The sequence below is a fragment of the Nocardia sp. NPDC058518 genome, assembly GCF_042719655.1.
GTDB lineage: Bacteria > Actinomycetota > Actinomycetes > Mycobacteriales > Mycobacteriaceae > Nocardia.
The window spans coordinates 260,296-276,424 of the sequence record NZ_JBHXNJ010000007.1 but is presented as its reverse complement, the minus strand read 5'-3'; the positions used below and the strand labels follow the sequence as shown (position 1 = coordinate 276,424).

Genomic DNA, 16,129 nt, shown 5'->3' with positions numbered 1-16,129 from the left:
CGCACAGCGCGCCGGCGGCCGCCGGCCGCGGCGCGTCTGCGCGCGCGCCCGCGGCGCCCGCCGCGCCGCCCCGCCCCCCGCCCCCCCCCCGACCGCGTCCGAGGTGAGCCGGTCAGTCTTCGTGGCCCACGAGCGCGGTGACGCGAATCTCGACGCGCATGCCGGGCGCACCGAGGGCGGCGACGCCGATCTGGGTCCAGATGGGCGCCCGGTCACCCATTCGCGCGCGGAACTGCTCGACCATGACCCGGTTGTGTTCGTCGCCGATTGTGTCCTCGGCCGCGGGGATGTGGTAGCTGTCAACGGCGATGACGTCGGTCCAGGTCGCGCCCACTGTCGCGAGAGTCCGCTCGACGTTCTCGAAGGCCTGGACGATCTCGTCCTCGAGCGACTCGGGGAAGGTGATGTCGTCGTCCCAGCCGCCCTGCCCCGAGATATCGACCCGGTCTCCGACACGGACCGCCTGTCGGTAGTGGAGCAGGTCGAAGAGGGTCTGGCCGTACCCGGGGGTGCTGGTGAAGGTGGCGGTGCTCATCGGCGCGTACCTTTCGATTGACTTCATGTGTGAAGTCAACCTAGCACGGCATCACTTCACGTGTGAACTCAATTGACGCCGCTATGATGTCGCAATGACTGCGGCGACCCCAGAACCCGACGGCGTGGACGTGGGCGCCGAGCCAGCGGCGCCGGCCTGGCTGAACCCGGAGGAGAAGGAGGCCTGGACCGGGCTGGTCTCCCTGATCCTGCTGCTGCCGGGCCGCCTGGAGGCGCCGCTGCACGCCGAGGCCGGGCTGACGCTCTTCGAGTACCTCGTGCTCAGCCACCTGTCCGAGGCTCCTGAGCGGCGGATCCGGATGAGCGAACTGGCCTTCCTGGCTAACGGTTCCCTGTCCCGGCTCTCGAATGTCGTCAAGCGCTTCGAGCAGCGAGGCTGGGTCACCCGAGCGCCCGACCCCGACGACGGTCGGTACACGGTCGCGTCGCTCACCGACTCCGGGTTCGCGACGGTTGTGGCGGCCGCGCCGACCCATGTGCGCGCGGTCCGCGAATGCTTCCTCGACCAGGTGAGCGCCGCCGACGGACGAGCGCTGGCCCGGATCGCCGCCAAGCTCCGCGTCCGCCCCGCCGATCTGGCCTGAACCCGGCCGTCTATGCCCGGCGCAGGGCGAACATGCGCAGGTCGCGGGTGGTGCGGTCGCGGTAGGCGGCGTAGGCGCCGGTGATCTCGACGAAGCGGGCGAAGATCGCGTCCTTGTCCGCGTCGGGGATCGGGGTGGCGGTGACCGGGATGCGCTCGCCCGCGATGGCGACGGTGGCCGACGGCTCGGCGAGCAGGTTGCCGGTCCACGCCGGGTGGTGATCCTGGCCGAAATTGGAACCGACCACGTAGAGAGTGTCGCCGTCGTGGACGTAGAGCAGCGGCTGGGTGCGCGCGGCGCCGGACTTGCGGCCGGTGGTGGTGAGCAGGATGACCGGGGCGCCGATCGGGCCGAGCACGGTGTACTTGGCGTCGGTGCGTTCGAGCAGGGCACGGTCGAGCGGGGTGATCGTGCGGATCAGCCAGGAACCCGGCTTGGTCGCGGCGAAACGGTTGGCTGCGCGGGACAGGGGATTGGTGCGCGAACCCCACTGCCGATCCGGGAACTGCGTTGTCATGGGCGGACTATAGCCCGACAGATCGGACCCCGATCCGGGGACCGAGTGTCATTTGGGCGGACTATAAGGCGACCGATCGGACCCCACCGAACCCCTGAATCGCCGACGATTCACTAAGCTCGCGAGCATGGTCGAACAAGCGCCGTCCACCGTGTACATCGCCTCACCCGAGGGTGACACCGGAAAATCTACGGTGGCACTGGGTGTCCTCGGCATGCTGTGCGCGACCACCGCACGCGTCGGGGTGTTCCGTCCGATCACCCGCTCCACCGATGAACCCGACTACATCCTCGAACTGCTGCTCGAGCACAGCACCGCCGATATCAGCTACGAACAGGCCATCGGCGTCACCTACGAGGACGTGCACCGCGATCCCACCGCCGCGATCAGCGACATCGTGATGCGTTTCCATGACGTCGCCAAGGCCTGTGACGCGGTGGTGATCGTCGGCAGCGACTACACCGACGTCGCCAGCCCGAGCGAGCTGCGCTTCAACGCCCGCATCGCGGTGAACCTCGGCGCGCCGGTACTGCTGGTCGTTCGCGGCGCGGACCGCACGCCCGGCGAGGTCAAGCAGCTGGTCGAACTGTGTGCCACCGAGCTCACCGCCGAGCACGCTCATCTGGTCGCGATCGTGGCCAATCGCTGCGCACCCGAGGAGCTCGACGAAATCGCCACCACCCTGGCCGGTTTCGATGTGCCGTCCTGGACGCTGCCCGAAGTGCCGCTGCTGATGGCCCCGACCATGGGCGAGCTGTGCGAGGCGATCGACGGCGAAATCTACAGTGGCGATCCGGAATTGCTGCAGCGCGAGGCGTTGCGCATCATGGTCGGCGGCATGACCGCCGAACACATTCTGGAGCGACTCTCCGACGGTGTGGTGGTGATCGCGCCGGGCGACCGCTCCGATGTGCTGCTCAGCCTGGTGAATGCCCATGAGGCAGAAGGCTTCCCGTCGCTGGCGGGCGTGATCATGAACGGTGGCCTTCGCCCGCATCCGGCGATCGCGCGCCTGATGGAGGGCCTGCACCCCAGGCTGCCGATCCTGGCCACCGAGCTGGGCACCTACGACACCGCCAGCGCCGTGCACGGCACCCGAGGCCGCATGTGGGCGGGCAGTCCGGGCAAGGTCGACACCGCGCTCGCGCTCATGGAACAGCGGGTCGACGCACCGGAACTGTTGCGGCGCATCCAGGTTCCGTCCTCGGCGGTGGTGACACCGCAGATGTTCGAATACCGGCTGATCGAACGCGCCCGCGCCGATCGCAAACGCATCGTGCTGCCCGAGGGCGACGACGACCGCATCCTGCGCGCGGCCGGACGGGTGCTGCAGCGCAAGATCGCCGACCTCACCATCCTCGGCGACGAGACCTCGCTGCGGGCGCGCGCCGCCGAGCTGGGTGTCGATATCGCCGCCGCCCAGGTGATGGACCCACGCACCTCCGGCTATCTCGACGAATTCGCCGCCGAATACACCGAACTGCGCAAGCACAAGGGCATGACGCTCGAGCGTGCGCGCGAAACCATGGCCGACATCTCGTATTTCGGCACCATGATGGTCTACAAGGGGATCGCCGACGGCATGGTCTCCGGCGCCGCGCACACCACCGCGCACACGATCCGGCCCTCGTTCGAGATCATCAAGACGGTGCCCGGCGTCTCCACGGTGTCGAGTGTGTTCCTGATGTGCTTGGCCGATCGTGTTCTCGCCTATGGCGATTGCGCGGTGGTCCCCGATCCCACTTCCGAGCAGCTGGCCGATATCGCGGTGTCCTCGGCGGGCACGGCGGCCCGGTTCGGCATCGACCCTCGGGTGGCGATGCTGTCGTACTCGACCGGCGCGTCCGGCACCGGCGCCGATGTCGACAAGGTTCGCGCGGCCACCGAACTCGTGCGTGAACGCACGCCGGACCTGCCGGTGGAAGGCCCGATCCAGTACGACGCGGCGATCGAGCCCTCCGTCGCCACTGCCAAGCTGCCCGATTCCGAAGTGGCGGGCAAGGCAACGGTTTTCGTCTTCCCCGACCTCAATACCGGCAACAACACCTACAAGGCGGTACAGCGCAGCGCGGGCGCGGTCGCGATCGGTCCGGTGCTGCAGGGGCTGCGCAAACCGGTGAACGATCTTTCGCGCGGCGCGCTGGTCGCCGACATCGTCAACACGGTGGCGATCACCGCCATCCAGGCTCAGGGAGATGGCAAGTGAGCGACCTGGTGCTGGTGCTGAACAGCGGCTCCTCCTCCATCAAATATCAACTGCTGCACGCTGTCTCGGCGCAGGTACTGGCATCCGGGCTGGTCGAGAAGATCGGTGAGACGCACGGTGGGCGGATCGTGCACGAGGCGGGCCCGGTCAAACTCGAGTACGACGGGGCGATACCCGATCACAAAGCCGGTCTGCTGCGGGCGTTCGAGATGTTGCGCGAAACCGGCCTCGACCTGACCACGATCGGCATCGGCGCGGTCGGGCACCGGGTGGTCCACGGCGGCGAGGTGTTCTGGGAGCCGACTCTGATCACCGACGACGTGCTGCACGCCATCGACAAACTGTCGGTGCTCGCGCCTTTGCACAATCCCGCCAATGTGGTCGGCATCGAGTCGACCCGAGAGCTGCTGCCCGGCATTCCCCAGGTCGCGGTCTTCGACACGGCGTTCTTCCACACCATGCCCGACGCCGCCAAGACCTATGCGATCGACGCGAAACTCGCCGCGGCCCACGGAATTCGCAAGTACGGCTTCCACGGCACCTCGCACCAGTACGTGTCGGAGAAGGCCGCGGAATTCCTGGGTAGGCCGACCGAAGAGCTGAACCAGATCGTCTTCCACCTCGGCAACGGCGCGTCGGCTTCGTCGATCCAAGGGGGTGTCGCGATCGACACCACCATGGGTATGACCCCGCTCGAAGGGCTGGTGATGGGGACCAGGCCTGGCGATCTGGATCCCGGCGTCACGCCGTATCTCATGCGGGCGGCCGATCTGGATGTGAGCCAGGTGGAGCAACTGCTCAACCGCAGTTCCGGCATCAAAGGCATGAGCGGGCTCAACGACTTCCGTGAATTGCAGCAGCTCATCGACAAGGGCGACGCCCAGGCGAAGCTCGCCTACGACGTCTACATCCACCGCCTGCGCCGCTACCTCGGTGCCTACCTGGTGGAACTCGGCACCGTCGACGACATCATCTTCACCGCCGGTGTGGGTGAGAACAGCGCGGCGGTGCGCGCAGACGCGCTGGCCGGACTACAGGCGTTCGGCATCGAAGTCGACCCGACCCGCAACGAGACGAGAGCCCCTGGCATCCGCCGCATTTCGCCGGACTTCGCCCCGGTGACGGTGCTGGTGGTACCGACCAACGAAGAACTGGCCATCGCCCGCGCGGCCCACCAACTGGTCGGCGCGCACTGAGTCCTCAGAACCAGGATTTGGGGCGCAGCGAGTTGGCCAGGTCGACCAGCGCGTAGCGGTGGGCGCGGCCCGGTGCGTTGCGGGCCAGGGAGCGCAGGCCCGATTCGGTGCCGTCGCGCAGTTCGCGCTCGGTGAAGCTTCGCCCGAACAGCTTGGCGTCCTTGCGCTTCGGCGTGTTTCCGGCCTGTAGCCAGGCCAACGCTGTGCCCTGGACCAGGGTGCGCATGAGGGTGGCCCGGTGCTCGCCGGGGGCGATGGACTGGGCGCGCGAGGCAGCCAGGCGCAGGGTCTGTTCGTCGAGGTCGGTGACGGGGGAGCTGGTGAGCAGCAGCAGGATCGCCGTGGTCTGGGCGGTGGTGAAGTGGCGGGACGCGGCGGGCACGTCATCGAGCGCGTGCACCGCTTCGCCGACTCGCCCCGCCACCGCCAGCTGCCTGGCCAGGCCGAATGCCGCGCTCACCACGGCCCGGTCGGTGCGCCACACGGTGTCGTAATAGCGTTCGGCGAAGCTGCGCCACTGTTCGGGTGCATCGGAATCCCAGTGTTGCAGAATGAGTTCCGCGGTGGCGGCCAGCGCCAGCTTGGGCGCGATCTCACCCGGCAGCACCCGCAGCACCGCCTCGAACGACGCGAAGGCGGCCTCGTAGTCGAGTTCGAGCAGATGCGCCTGACCGGTGAACCAGTCCGTGCGCCAATCGGATTCGTTGGGCACCCGGTCGAGCATGTGCAGTACCGCCGCCGACTCGCCCAGTTCCAGCCGCGCCCGCGCCTCGGCGAAGAGCAATTCGCCCGCCAGGGTTTCGGGCGCGTTGTCGGGGTCTGCTTCGGCCCGCTCGCGTGAGTCGTGCAGCGCCTCGAGCACTCGCTCGGGTTCGGGGTTGGCGGTCGCGGCCAGCAGCGGCGCCGACGGGTCGGCGGGGTCGATCAGCGGAATCGGTAGTGCGGCAACCACATCGCGGGAATCGAGCAGCGGTGAGCGGCCGACACCGTCGAGATAGGCGTCGGTCTGGCTGATCAGTTCCTCGGTGCCGAAGCTGGTGCGCTGTGGACTGAACACTGTGGACAGCTGTGGATGTTCGGTGCCGGTGTCGTAGGCGAGGATCTCGCGCAGCACACCCGCCAGCTGCGCCGACATCGCCCGCGCCGACGGAAAACGATGTGCCGGATCGGGATCGGTGGCGGTGAGCAGGAATCGGTGGAAGAACTCGTAGCGGGCGAGCAGCGGTTCGTCGGCGGGGTCGGGGATGCCGTCGAGGTAGCGGCCGTGCTCGCTGGGCAGTGCCAGTGTGAGCGCGGCGATCGTCCGGCCGACGGTGTAGACATCGGAGGCGGGCGTCGGGCCGGTTCTGGCGATCTCCGGAGCCTGGAAACCCTTGGTGCCGTACAGGTTTCCGTAGGCGTCGATGGTGGCGACCGCGCCGAGGTCGATCAGCTTCACCTGATCCTCGGTGACCATCACATTGTCGGGCTTGAGGTCGTTGTAGGTGAGACCGATCGAATGCAGATGTTCCAGCGCGGGCAGGATTTCCAGCACATAGGCGATGGCCTCGGCCAGCGGCATCTGCTCGCCGCGCGGCCGGGCATCGAGAATGTCACGCAGCGAGTGCCCGCCCACGTACTCCATCACGATGTAGCCGATGGACCCGTCACCCGCGGTGTGCTCGACGAAGTTGTGGATCTTGACGATGCTCGGATGCGCCACCTCGGCCAGGAATTGCCGCTCGGCCACCGCGACGGCCTGCGCCTCCGCGTCACCCGCGTGCAACAGCCCCTTGAGCACCACCCAGCGATCGCTCACATTGCGGTCGATGGCCAGGTAGATCCAGCCGAGTCCGCCGTGCGCGATGCAGCCCTGGATCTCGTACTGCCCGGCGACCATATCGCCCTCGTGCAGTGAGGGCCGGAAATCGTAAGCAGCCCCGCAGGTTTCGCATTCCCCGCTGGTCGACGCGGCCCGCGCCGACGTGGAGCGCCCGACCGGATTGCCACAGCGCCAGCAGAACCGCCTGCCTTCCGAGACCATCGGATCCGCCAGCACGGCATCACGCGGGTCGGCCGGGGTCACCGTCGGAATCGGCACCAGCCCGGCGCCGAGCCGTCGTGTCGGCCGCGACCGCGCGGTCCGCACACTGCGCCCCGACCGCGCGGTACTCACCCCGGTCTGTGGTGCGGACGGCCACGATTCGGACGTCTCCCGTGCGCTGGGCCACTCGTCGCGCTGGGCTGCCTCGGTCGCCGCGTGTGGGGCGTTCGCCGGAACCCGCTGGGCCGCCTCAGTTGCCGCGTAGGGCGGGGTTTCGGCAGGGCGATGTGCCATTTCGGTGGCCGCGTAGGGCGCGGTCTCGCGGGTGCGCTGGGCTGCCTCGGCTGCCGCGTTCGATGTGGCCTCGGGGGCGCGTTGCGTCGCTTCGGTCGGGACAGGCGCGGCGGACTCTTGTGCCGCCGGCACGGGTCGGCTCGCGCGCTGCGTAGCGAGATGTTCCTGCGAGGCTTCGAAGTCGGCAGGGGGAGCGTCGTCTCGCTGGACGGCGCCGGACGCGTCTGCGCGCCGGGTGGCGTCGGTCGCCGGGGTCTGGTCGCGACTGCTCTCTTGCTTCCTGGCGAACTCAGCGGCCGCCTCGGCGGTGAGTTTGGGCAGTGGCCGCGTCTCGTCGTCGCCGGGCAGCGTCCACCCGCCGGGCAACGTGCCAGGACGGTGGCGCTGGGTCAGCTGGGTCGGCTCGCGCCGTTCCTGGTCATCCGCCGCAGCGGCATGGGGTGTCGATTCGGCAGGTACCGGGTCGGGGTCGTGCCGCGCTCGGGTGTGCGAGGGCGATTCGGCGGGTGAATGGTTCTCCGGGGCCGAATCATGTTGCCCTGGTTCATCACTGGTCGAGTTCGTGCTCATGGCCGTCAGTCCTGGTACTTCGGTGCGGGTGGGCTCGGTGTCTCGCCGAGGGTCGCGAGCCAGCGGTGGTGGATACGGGTCCAGGTGCCGTCGTTGCGGATACGGTCCAGGGTGGCGTTGACGAAACGCACCAGGTCGTCGTCGCCCTTCGGGATGCCGATGCCGTACGGTTCGGCGCTGATACTGCCGCCGACCACCTCGGTGTAGGGGTCCTGGGCGGCCAGACCCGCCAGGATCGAGTCGTCGGTGCTCACCGCGTCGACCTGGCGTTGTTGCAGGACCACCAGGCAGTCGGCCCAGGTCGGCACCGTCAGGATCGTGGCGGCCGGTTGGTCGCGGCGGATGTGATCGAGCGAAGTGGTGCCGCGCACCACGCACACGCGCTTGCCCGCCAGATCGGCGAGGCCGTCGATGCCGGAACCCTTCACCGCGAGCACCCGCTGATCGGCCCGCAGATACACCGTCGAGAACGCCACCCGCTTACGTCGTTCGCAGGTGATCGTCATCGTCTTCGCGATCAGGTCGACGGTGTGATCCTGCAGTGCCCGCTCGCGCTCTTCCGAAGCGAGACTGCGGTATTCGATCAGATCGGGGTTACCGAGCAGGTCACGGGCGATCTCGCGGGCGATGTCGGCGTCGAAGCCGACGATGCGACCGCTGAGCGGATCGCGGAAGCTGAACAGATTGCTGCCCGCGTCGAGTCCGACGACGAGCCTGCCGCGCGCCCGAATGGCATCGATCGTCGGACCGGCGGCGGTGCTCGGCCGCAGACTCGCGGTCGGATCGCCGCACTGCTCGCCGCCGGTGGTCGGCACGGGGGTGTCGGTGCCGATCGGAATGGCCTTGGCGGGCAGCGGCGGTTCGGAATAGACGCCACGCTCAGCGGGCGCGGGTGTGCTGTCGGAACAGCCGGCGAGCAGCCCGACCAGCATCAGCGCCGCGAGGACGCGTCCATGTCTCACCGGTACTCCCGCAGTCGCGGCCACAACCCGAGCGCGACGCACGCCGCAGCCGCGATCCCGAGCACGAACGCGCCGGGAGCGAGGAAGGAAAGCACGTCTGTCGCTTGAGAGACCTTGGCACGCAGGGTGTCCCGTGTCACCGCGCCCGCCTTGTCCAGTGCTCGGTCGAGTGCCTCGACCTGGGCGGCCGAATCGGCGGCGCTCGGCCCGGTGGCCACGGTGGCCGCGCCCATGAAATCGCCACGCTCGAGTGTGTCGTTCATCCGCTGATGGGCCGACTGCCAGCGGGTCAGCGCGGCGCGCGCGTGCGCTACTTCGTCGCGTGCGGGGGCGTCCTCGGGATAACCGGCGAGCAGTTCGGTGAGCCGGGCGGCATTGGTATCGAAAGTGCGGTCGTAGTCGCCGGTCGCGTCGCGGCGCACCAGCTTCACCATTTCCGCTGATCGGGCCTGCTGCACCAGGATTCGGCTCTCGGCCAACCGCGCCGACGGCACCGCTCCCTCATCCCGGCAGCGGATCATCGCCACCGCGGAGACCGAACCGGCCGCCACCGTCCAGATCAGCGTCAGTGCCAGCGCGCCGGTGCCGATCAGCAGGCCCATATTGAAGAACCGGCGCGAGCGCCGCGCCAGCTCGACCTGCACCCAGATCAGCGCGCCGAGTGCCACCACCAGCAGCGCGATCGCCGTCCACGGTGGCTGCACGTGCCGGTACTGCGCGGCGGTGACCGCGTCGAAGCGATGGTCTTCGAGCTCCTCGGCCATCGGCAGCAGCGCGGTTTGCATCTGATGGGATGCCTCGCTCAGATACGCCGCGCCGACGGGATAGCCGCTGCGATTGTTCACCCGCGCGGTCTCGATCAGCCCGCTGTAGACGGGCAGGCCCGTCGCGATGCCGGTCCGCAGGCGACGATCGGCGCCCGACGGGTCGGCCGCCTCCTCCTCGGAGATGTGACCGGCCTGGGTCACCAGCTCGGCGGCGGCTTCGCCGATGGCCTGGGTATAGCGGTCGCGCACCGCCTGGGGTTCGAGTCCGCCCGCGATGAACGCGGTGCCCGCGGCGGCGTCGGCGATCGAGAGCGAGGTGTAGAGGTGGTTGGCCGAATGCGCGTCGGGTTCGGTGTCGTCGAGCAAGACGCCGAGAGCTTGCTGACGCTCACTCACGGTCGACGAAGTCACCGCGCCCGCGGTCACGCACAGCACCATCAGGACCAGTCCGGCGGCAAGGAGCCGCCCCGGCGAGGAGTGCGCGAAACTGCGCAAGCGGGCAGGTTGGAACTGCGCGCGCAATGCTCTGACGTCGGGCGCGGGTGGCCGGTCGACGGGCGCGGCCGGTCGTCGCAACGGCGCCCAGCGTGGTGTCACCGGCGCGGCCCCGGCCGTCTCGGAGTGCTCCGCACCCGTCTCGGCCTGCGATGACGGGCGAACGCGGACGGCCGCCACCTCAGTCGAGGCATTGCGATTCCCCGGTTCGACCATCGTTCACCTCCCGGTGCTGTCCGTGCACCACTACTGATGCGGAGTTTATTGTTGTCCTACGGGTAGCGCAGCCCCTCACATACCCCCGAAGCGGTTGCTGTTCGGCTGCTCGGAGGAAAGAGTATGGGATGCGCGGCGATGGAGACGGCTGGTACAAGAGCCCTGACGGGGTCAAGCACTGGGGCAAATTCGGTGCGGCGGGACTACTGCTGCGTGCACCGTTGCCCGGTGGCGGGTCGGCGGTGCTGTTACAGCACCGGGCGCCGTGGAGTCATCAGGGCGGTACCTGGGCGCTGCCCGGTGGAGCTCGCGATTCGCACGAGTCACCCGAGCACGCGGCCGTCAGGGAGGCCGAGGAGGAAGCGGGCATCACCGCCGACCTGCTCCGGGTACGCGCCGAACGCTTGACGATGACCGCCCCGAGCGGCTGGACCTACATCACCGTCATCGCCGATGCCGAGAGCCAGCTCCCCACGGTCGCCAACAAGGAAAGCGCCGAACTGGCCTGGGTCCCCGAAGACGAGGTCGCCGACCTACCGCTGCACCCCGGCTTCGCCACCGCCTGGATCGAACTGCGTGCGGTGCCGTTGCGCGTCCGGCTCGAGGCCGATGCCGAACTCGCGGATGCGCTTCCTCGCACAGTCGAACTGCCTGACCAGGGGTTCTTCTGGCTGCATACGCGGGTCGACGGACCCGGTATCGAGGTCTTCCTCGACGGCCAGCCGGCCCAGGGCCCGGCTCTCACCAGGGCGGACGTACTCGCCTGAGCCGGTCCGGCACTGTGCGCCGATCTCAGGCAGCGGCGAGAAGTGCTTGCTTGAGTGCGCGGGCGGCGGCTTCTGGATCAGCGGCTTCGGTGATCGCCCGGACGACGACAACGCGGCGGGCACCGGCGGCCAGCACCTCCGGGAGTCGCTGCGCGTCGACGCCGCCGATGGCGAACCAGGGGAGCGTGGGATGGGAATCGGCGGTCGAGCGGATGAAGTCGACGCCCGCGGCTTGGCGGCCGGGCTTGGTCGGCGTGGTCCAGATCGGGCCGGTGCAGAAGTAGTCGAGGTGGCCGTCGATGGCGGCGAGGCCCGCCTGGTTGCGGTTGTGGGTGGAGCGGCCGATCACCACATCGGGGCCGACGACGCGTCGTGCGTAGGCGGGCGGCAGGTCGCCCTGGCCGAGGTGCAGCACGTCCGCGCCCGCGGCCAGGGCGATGTCGGCGCGGTCGTTCACCGCGAGCAATGCGCCGTGGCGGCGGGTCGCGGCCTTGATCTCGGCTAGCGCGCCCAGCTCGGCCTTGGCCTCGAGCGGCCCGAATTCGGCTTCGCCGGGCGACCCCTTGTCCCTGAGCTGCACGATATCGACCCCGCCCGCGAGCGCGGCATCGACGAATCGGGCGAGATCGCCCTTTTCCCGACGCGCATCGGTGCACAGATACAGCAGTGCACCCGACAGGCGCTCCCGTGGCGGGATGGAACGGTTCGAATGGGAGGGCTGCACAGTGAAGACGGTAGTCGCGCTACCGTTGAAGTGCGAACGCCGCGGCATCGAACCCGGGGCATCGACCTGGGCGGAAATCAGGTTTTCGGCCGCCTCGATCTGGACTGACCGGAGGGTGCGACGAAGGAGTGCCCGCAGGGAGGGAAGATCGAGGTTACGAGGCCGAAAACCCGCGGCACCAGCCGCCAGGAACACAGACAGGTAGGAACGTGATGCGGACTCTGGCGGTCGTTGGCGGCGGCGCCGTCGGACTTGCCGTCGCATGGCGGGCTGCCGAGGCTGGCTGGACTGTCACGGTCTATGACCCCGAACCCGCCCGCGGTGCCTCCTACGTGGCCGGTGGCATGCTCGCGCCGCTCTCGGAAGGCTGGCCCGGCGAGGATCGCGTGCTCGCTTTCGGAGCGGCCGCGCTGGCGGAGTGGCCCGCCTTCGCGGACAGCCTGCGGGAAATTTCGGGCGAGTCGATGGTCGTGGCCGATGAGACGCTCACCGTCGCGCTCGACGGCGCCGATGCCACCGACCTGCGCACCGTCTCGGACTGGCTGGCCGGTTTCGGCCACGACCTGCGAGTGCTCGACCGTGCGGGAGTCCGCGCACTGGAACCCGCGCTCGCGCGCACCGTCCGCGCGGGCCTGCACGCGAAAACCGAACCCGCCATCGACAACCGGCGTGTACTGCGTGCTCTCCAGTCCGCCTGCACCGCGGCGGGTGTCGAGATCCGCGCCGAATCCGTTGCCGCGCTGGATGATCTACCGCATGACCGGGTCGTTCTCGCGGCGGGTGCCCGCTCCGCCGAGCTCTGGCCGGGCCTGCCGGTGCGCCCGGTGAAGGGCGAGATCCTCCGGCTGCGTCGCAGGCCCGGCGTCGGTCCGGCGCCGACCAGGGTGATCCGCGCCCGAGTTCACGGCAGGCAGGTCTACCTGGTTCCCCGCGAAGACGGAATCGTCGTCGGTGCAACACAATACGAAGCGGGCTTCGACACCACCGTCACCGTCGGTGGAGTCCGTGACCTGATCGCCGACGCCGAAGCCATCCTGCCCGGCATCGCCGAATACGAACTGGCCGAAGCGAATGCGGGTTCGCGGCCGGGAACCCCCGACAACCTTCCACTGCTCGGCCACCTCGACGACCGGGTCATCGCCGCCACGGGTCACGGCCGCAACGGCATGCTCACCCTGGCGCTCACCGCGGCGGTCGTGCCCGCGCTGCTCGACGGTGCGACACCCGCCGTCGTCGAAGCCGCTTCACCCCAACGTTTTCCGGCATCCCAGATGTCATCTCTGTCGCAAGGAGGAGTTCGATGACCTCGACCATCCCGATCGGCGTCACCGTCAACGGTGTCGACCACGAGTTCCCCGAGCCGCTCAGCGTCCGCGAACTGCTGACCAAGCTCGAATTGCCCTGCCAGGGTGTGGCATTGGCGGTCGATGGCGCGGTCTTCTCGAAATCCCGCTGGGACGAACCGGTCGGCCGCGGCTGGACCATCGAGGTGCTCACGGCGGTGCAGGGTGGCTGAGTCGCCGTTGCGCATCGCCGACAAGGAGTTCGGCTCCCGCTTGATCATGGGCACCGGCGGCGCCGAGAACCTCGCCGTTCTCGAACAGGCCCTGATCGCGTCGGGCACCGAGCTCACCACCGTCGCGATGCGCCGCGTGGACGCCGCGGGCGGCACCGGCGTCCTCGACCTGCTCAAGCGCCTCGACATCACCCTGCTGCCCAACACCGCGGGGTGTCGCACCGCCGCCGAAGCCGTGCTCACCGCCCAGCTGGCCCGCGAGGCCCTCGACACCAACTGGGTCAAGCTCGAGGTGGTCGCCGACGACCGCACCCTGCTGCCCGACCCCTTCGAACTCCTCGACGCCGCCGAAAAGCTCGTCGACGACGGTTTCGTGGTCCTCCCGTACACCACCGACGACCCCATCCTCGCCCGCCGCCTCGAAGAAGCAGGCTGCGCCGCTGTGATGCCGCTCGGCTCCCCGATCGGCACCGGTCTCGGCATCGGCAACCCCCACAACATCGAGATGATCGTCGCCGCCGCGGGCGTCCCCGTCATCCTCGACGCGGGCATCGGCACCGCGAGCGACGCCGCCCTCGCCATGGAACTCGGCTGCTCGGCAGTCCTGCTCGCCACCGCCGTGACCAGGGCGAAAGAACCCGAACTCATGGCATCGGCGATGTCGGCGGCCGTCCGGGCGGGCTATCTCGCCAGGCAAGCGGGCCGGATCCCCAAGCGTTTCTGGGCTCAGGCTTCTTCCCCATCCGTCTAGGGGTCGAAGGTCATCCTCGAGGATGACCCGACTCGCTACTTCTCGGCGACGCGCGTCACGGTGGTTGTCAGGCAAGCTAGGGCCCATGATCGAGCTGAAGGGCCTGACGAAGCAATTCGGCCAGACCGTCGCGGTGCAGGACCTCACGTTCACCGTCCAGCCTGGACTGGTGACCGGGTTCCTCGGACCCAACGGTGCTGGTAAATCGACAACCATGCGGATGATCCTCGGGTTGGACAAGCCGACGGCGGGCAGCGCGCTCATCGACGGCAAGCATTACCAGGAGCTGGAGCGCCCGCTCACGCAGGTCGGTGCGCTGCTGGATGCCAAGTGGGTGCATCCGAACCGCTCGGCGCGCGCCCACCTGGAGTGGCTGGCCGCTGCCAACGACATCCCCAAGTCGCGGGTGGAAGAGGTACTGCGCCTGGTCGGCCTGTCCGAGGTGGCGGGCAAGAACGCTGGCGGTTTCTCGCTCGGCATGTCCCAGCGCCTCGGCCTGGCGGGCGCGCTGCTCGGTGACCCGAAGGTGCTGCTGTTCGACGAGCCGGTCAACGGCCTCGACCCGGAGGGCATCCTGTGGATCCGCCGGTTCATGCAGCGCCTGGCCGCCGAGGGGCGCACGGTGCTCGTCTCGAGCCACCTGCTCTCGGAAATGGCCCAGACCGCCGAGCAGCTCATCGTCATCGGCCGTGGTCAGCTGATGTTCGACGGCTCCACCCAGGAGTTCATCGACCGCGCCTCCGAGCAGTCGGTGCGCGTGCGCAGCCCGCAGCTCGATCAGCTGCGCAGCCTGCTCACCTCACACGGCATGACCGTGAAGGAAGACGGCGACGCCGCGCTGATCATCGCGGGCGTCACCTCCGACGAGGTCGGCAAGGTGGCGGGCACGAACAACGTCACGCTCTACGAGCTGGCACCGCAGTCGGCCTCGCTCGAGGAAGCGTTCATGCGGATGACCGGCGGCGCCGTGGAGTACCACGGTGAAAGCTTCGACCACCAGGTGATGGGAGGTGCGCTCTGATGGGCGTGCTCGCTGCGGAACGAATCAAACTCACCTCGACCCGGTCACCCTGGTGGTGCTCGGCGGCCGTGGTCGTGCTCGGCATCGGATTCGCCGTGCTGATGGCGCTGGTCCTCAATGCCGACACCACCGGCGATTCGGGCGAGGGCGCGCCGCCGCTCACCCCGAGCATGGCTGTCTCGGGTATCACCGGGTTCGGCGTGATGGTCTTGATGATCATGGCCGCGTTGACGGTGACCAGCGAATACCGGTTCGGTGTCATCCGCTCGAGTTTCCTGGCGGTTCCGAACCGGTCCAAGGTCATCCTGTCCAAGGTCGCACTGGTCGGTGCCTACTCGGCCGTGCTCACCGGTGTCCTCGGACTGATCGCGTTCGTCGTGGCGAAGGCGATCAGCGGTGATCGGGCGCCGGGCCTGGTGCTCGACGGCAACTGGCGGGCGATCTACGGCCTGCCGATCTACGCCGTCCTGTGCGTGGTGCTCGCCGTCGCGGTCGGTGTGCTGGTGCGTCAGTCGGCCGCCGCGATCTCGCTGCTGATCCTGTGGCCGCTGCTGATCGAGACCCTCCTCGGCGCGTTCGGCAGCTTCGGCCGCACCGTCACCCCCTTCCTGCCCTTCGCGAACGTGAACCGCTTCCTGAGCGACCAACCCGTCGCAGGCGACTGGCACTGGGGCGTGTGGGGCAGCCTGATCTACTTCGCCGTCTTCGTGGCGATCGTGTTCGCCGGGGCGCTCGTGCTGGTCAACCGCCGAGACGCCTGACAATCCAGCCCGGGCCGCCCTCGTAATGGCCCGGGACGCGAGGGCCGCGACCTTGTCGGGAGGTCGTGCGACCCGACCTTCGGGCCTCCGCTGCCCGGTGGCTCGAAGGTAGGACCGCCGGGGGGGGGGGCCGCGGGACCCGCTCCCCCCCTCGGGGGCGGGGTGGGGATGAGTATAGGTGTGTGGGGATGGCGGAGACTGGGG

The 16,129-nt window shown here is 68.9% G+C and carries 15 protein-coding genes; 9 read left to right on the top strand and 6 right to left on the bottom strand.

Annotated features, from left to right (window positions below; translation table 11 throughout):
- Positions 1 to 112: 112 nt before the first annotated feature.
- Positions 113 to 535: a Rid family hydrolase gene (locus ACFWPX_RS15960; RefSeq protein WP_378922336.1), complete on the bottom strand. Its 423-nt coding sequence runs from the start codon at positions 533 to 535 to the stop codon at positions 113 to 115.
- 94 nt (positions 536 to 629) lie between these two features.
- Between ACFWPX_RS15960 and ACFWPX_RS15955 the strand changes: the two genes are divergently transcribed.
- Entirely contained in the window at positions 630 to 1,139 is a 510-nt protein-coding gene (locus ACFWPX_RS15955; protein WP_378927985.1) for a MarR family winged helix-turn-helix transcriptional regulator, read from the top strand.
- Between the two features lie 10 nt (positions 1,140 to 1,149).
- Here ACFWPX_RS15955 and ACFWPX_RS15950 read toward each other — a convergent pair whose 3' ends face one another.
- A complete protein-coding gene (locus ACFWPX_RS15950; RefSeq protein ID WP_378927984.1) occupies positions 1,150 to 1,656 on the bottom strand; it encodes a nitroreductase family deazaflavin-dependent oxidoreductase in 507 nt (168 codons plus the stop codon).
- A gap of 127 nt (positions 1,657 to 1,783) precedes the next feature.
- On the opposite strand from ACFWPX_RS15950, the gene pta reads away from it, so the two are divergent.
- Together pta and ACFWPX_RS15940 are read left to right on the top strand one after the other, a co-directional pair.
- Positions 1,784 to 3,862: a phosphate acetyltransferase gene (pta, locus tag ACFWPX_RS15945; protein WP_378922330.1), complete on the top strand. Its 2,079-nt coding sequence runs from the start codon at positions 1,784 to 1,786 to the stop codon at positions 3,860 to 3,862.
- Positions 3,859 to 5,058 carry an acetate kinase gene (locus ACFWPX_RS15940; protein WP_378927983.1) on the top strand — a complete coding sequence of 400 codons (1,200 nt, stop codon included), beginning with the start codon at positions 3,859 to 3,861 and terminating at the stop codon, positions 5,056 to 5,058. The genes pta and ACFWPX_RS15940 overlap by 4 nt, the downstream gene beginning before the upstream one ends.
- Positions 5,059 to 5,062: 4 nt before the next feature.
- On the opposite strand, the gene ACFWPX_RS15935 is transcribed toward ACFWPX_RS15940, so the two are convergent.
- The 3 genes from ACFWPX_RS15935 to ACFWPX_RS15925 all read right to left on the bottom strand — a co-directional run bounded on the left by ACFWPX_RS15935 (position 5,063) and on the right by ACFWPX_RS15925 (position 10,385).
- On the bottom strand, positions 5,063 to 7,375 hold the full coding sequence (locus ACFWPX_RS15935; protein WP_378928002.1) for a tetratricopeptide repeat protein: 2,313 nt from the start codon (positions 7,373 to 7,375) through the stop codon (positions 5,063 to 5,065).
- A 575-nt stretch (positions 7,376 to 7,950) separates the two neighbouring features.
- On the bottom strand, positions 7,951 to 8,907 hold the full coding sequence (locus tag ACFWPX_RS15930; protein ID WP_378927982.1) for a glutamate ABC transporter substrate-binding protein: 957 nt from the start codon (positions 8,905 to 8,907) through the stop codon (positions 7,951 to 7,953).
- Positions 8,904 to 10,385: a hypothetical protein gene (locus ACFWPX_RS15925; RefSeq protein WP_378927981.1), complete on the bottom strand. Its 1,482-nt coding sequence runs from the start codon at positions 10,383 to 10,385 to the stop codon at positions 8,904 to 8,906. Before ACFWPX_RS15925 ends, ACFWPX_RS15930 begins: the two co-directional genes overlap by 4 nt.
- 128 nt (positions 10,386 to 10,513) lie before the next feature.
- Between ACFWPX_RS15925 and ACFWPX_RS15920 the strand changes: the two genes are divergently transcribed.
- Positions 10,514 to 11,152 (top strand): NUDIX domain-containing protein, encoded by a 639-nt coding sequence (locus ACFWPX_RS15920; RefSeq protein WP_378927980.1) that lies wholly within the window; start codon positions 10,514 to 10,516, stop codon positions 11,150 to 11,152.
- 25 nt (positions 11,153 to 11,177) lie between these two features.
- Here the strand turns inward: ACFWPX_RS15920 and thiE are convergent, their stop codons facing one another.
- Positions 11,178 to 11,876: a thiamine phosphate synthase gene (gene thiE, locus ACFWPX_RS15915; RefSeq protein WP_378922319.1), complete on the bottom strand. Its 699-nt coding sequence runs from the start codon at positions 11,874 to 11,876 to the stop codon at positions 11,178 to 11,180.
- 212 nt (positions 11,877 to 12,088) lie between these two features.
- Here thiE and thiO point away from each other — a divergent pair, with 212 nt between their 5' ends.
- The 5 genes from thiO (at position 12,089) to ACFWPX_RS15890 (ending at position 15,925) form a co-directional block, all read left to right on the top strand.
- Positions 12,089 to 13,180: a glycine oxidase ThiO gene (thiO, locus tag ACFWPX_RS15910; RefSeq protein WP_378927979.1), complete on the top strand. Its 1,092-nt coding sequence runs from the start codon at positions 12,089 to 12,091 to the stop codon at positions 13,178 to 13,180.
- A complete protein-coding gene (gene thiS / locus ACFWPX_RS15905) occupies positions 13,177 to 13,392 on the top strand; it encodes a sulfur carrier protein ThiS (protein WP_378633691.1) in 216 nt (71 codons plus the stop codon). The genes thiO and thiS overlap by 4 nt, the downstream gene beginning before the upstream one ends.
- Complete coding sequence (locus ACFWPX_RS15900) at positions 13,385 to 14,143, top strand: thiazole synthase (RefSeq protein WP_378927978.1); 759 nt, start codon at positions 13,385 to 13,387, stop codon at positions 14,141 to 14,143. The genes thiS and ACFWPX_RS15900 overlap by 8 nt, the downstream gene beginning before the upstream one ends.
- Before the next feature lie 85 nt (positions 14,144 to 14,228).
- Positions 14,229 to 15,164, top strand: coding sequence for an ABC transporter ATP-binding protein (locus ACFWPX_RS15895; protein WP_378927977.1), 936 nt, complete (start codon positions 14,229 to 14,231; stop codon positions 15,162 to 15,164).
- The gene (locus ACFWPX_RS15890; RefSeq protein ID WP_378927976.1) at positions 15,164 to 15,925 is read left to right on the top strand and encodes an ABC transporter permease; all 762 of its coding nucleotides are present in this window, start codon (positions 15,164 to 15,166) and stop codon (positions 15,923 to 15,925) included. Before ACFWPX_RS15895 ends, ACFWPX_RS15890 begins: the two co-directional genes overlap by 1 nt.
- Positions 15,926 to 16,129 lie beyond the last annotated feature (204 nt).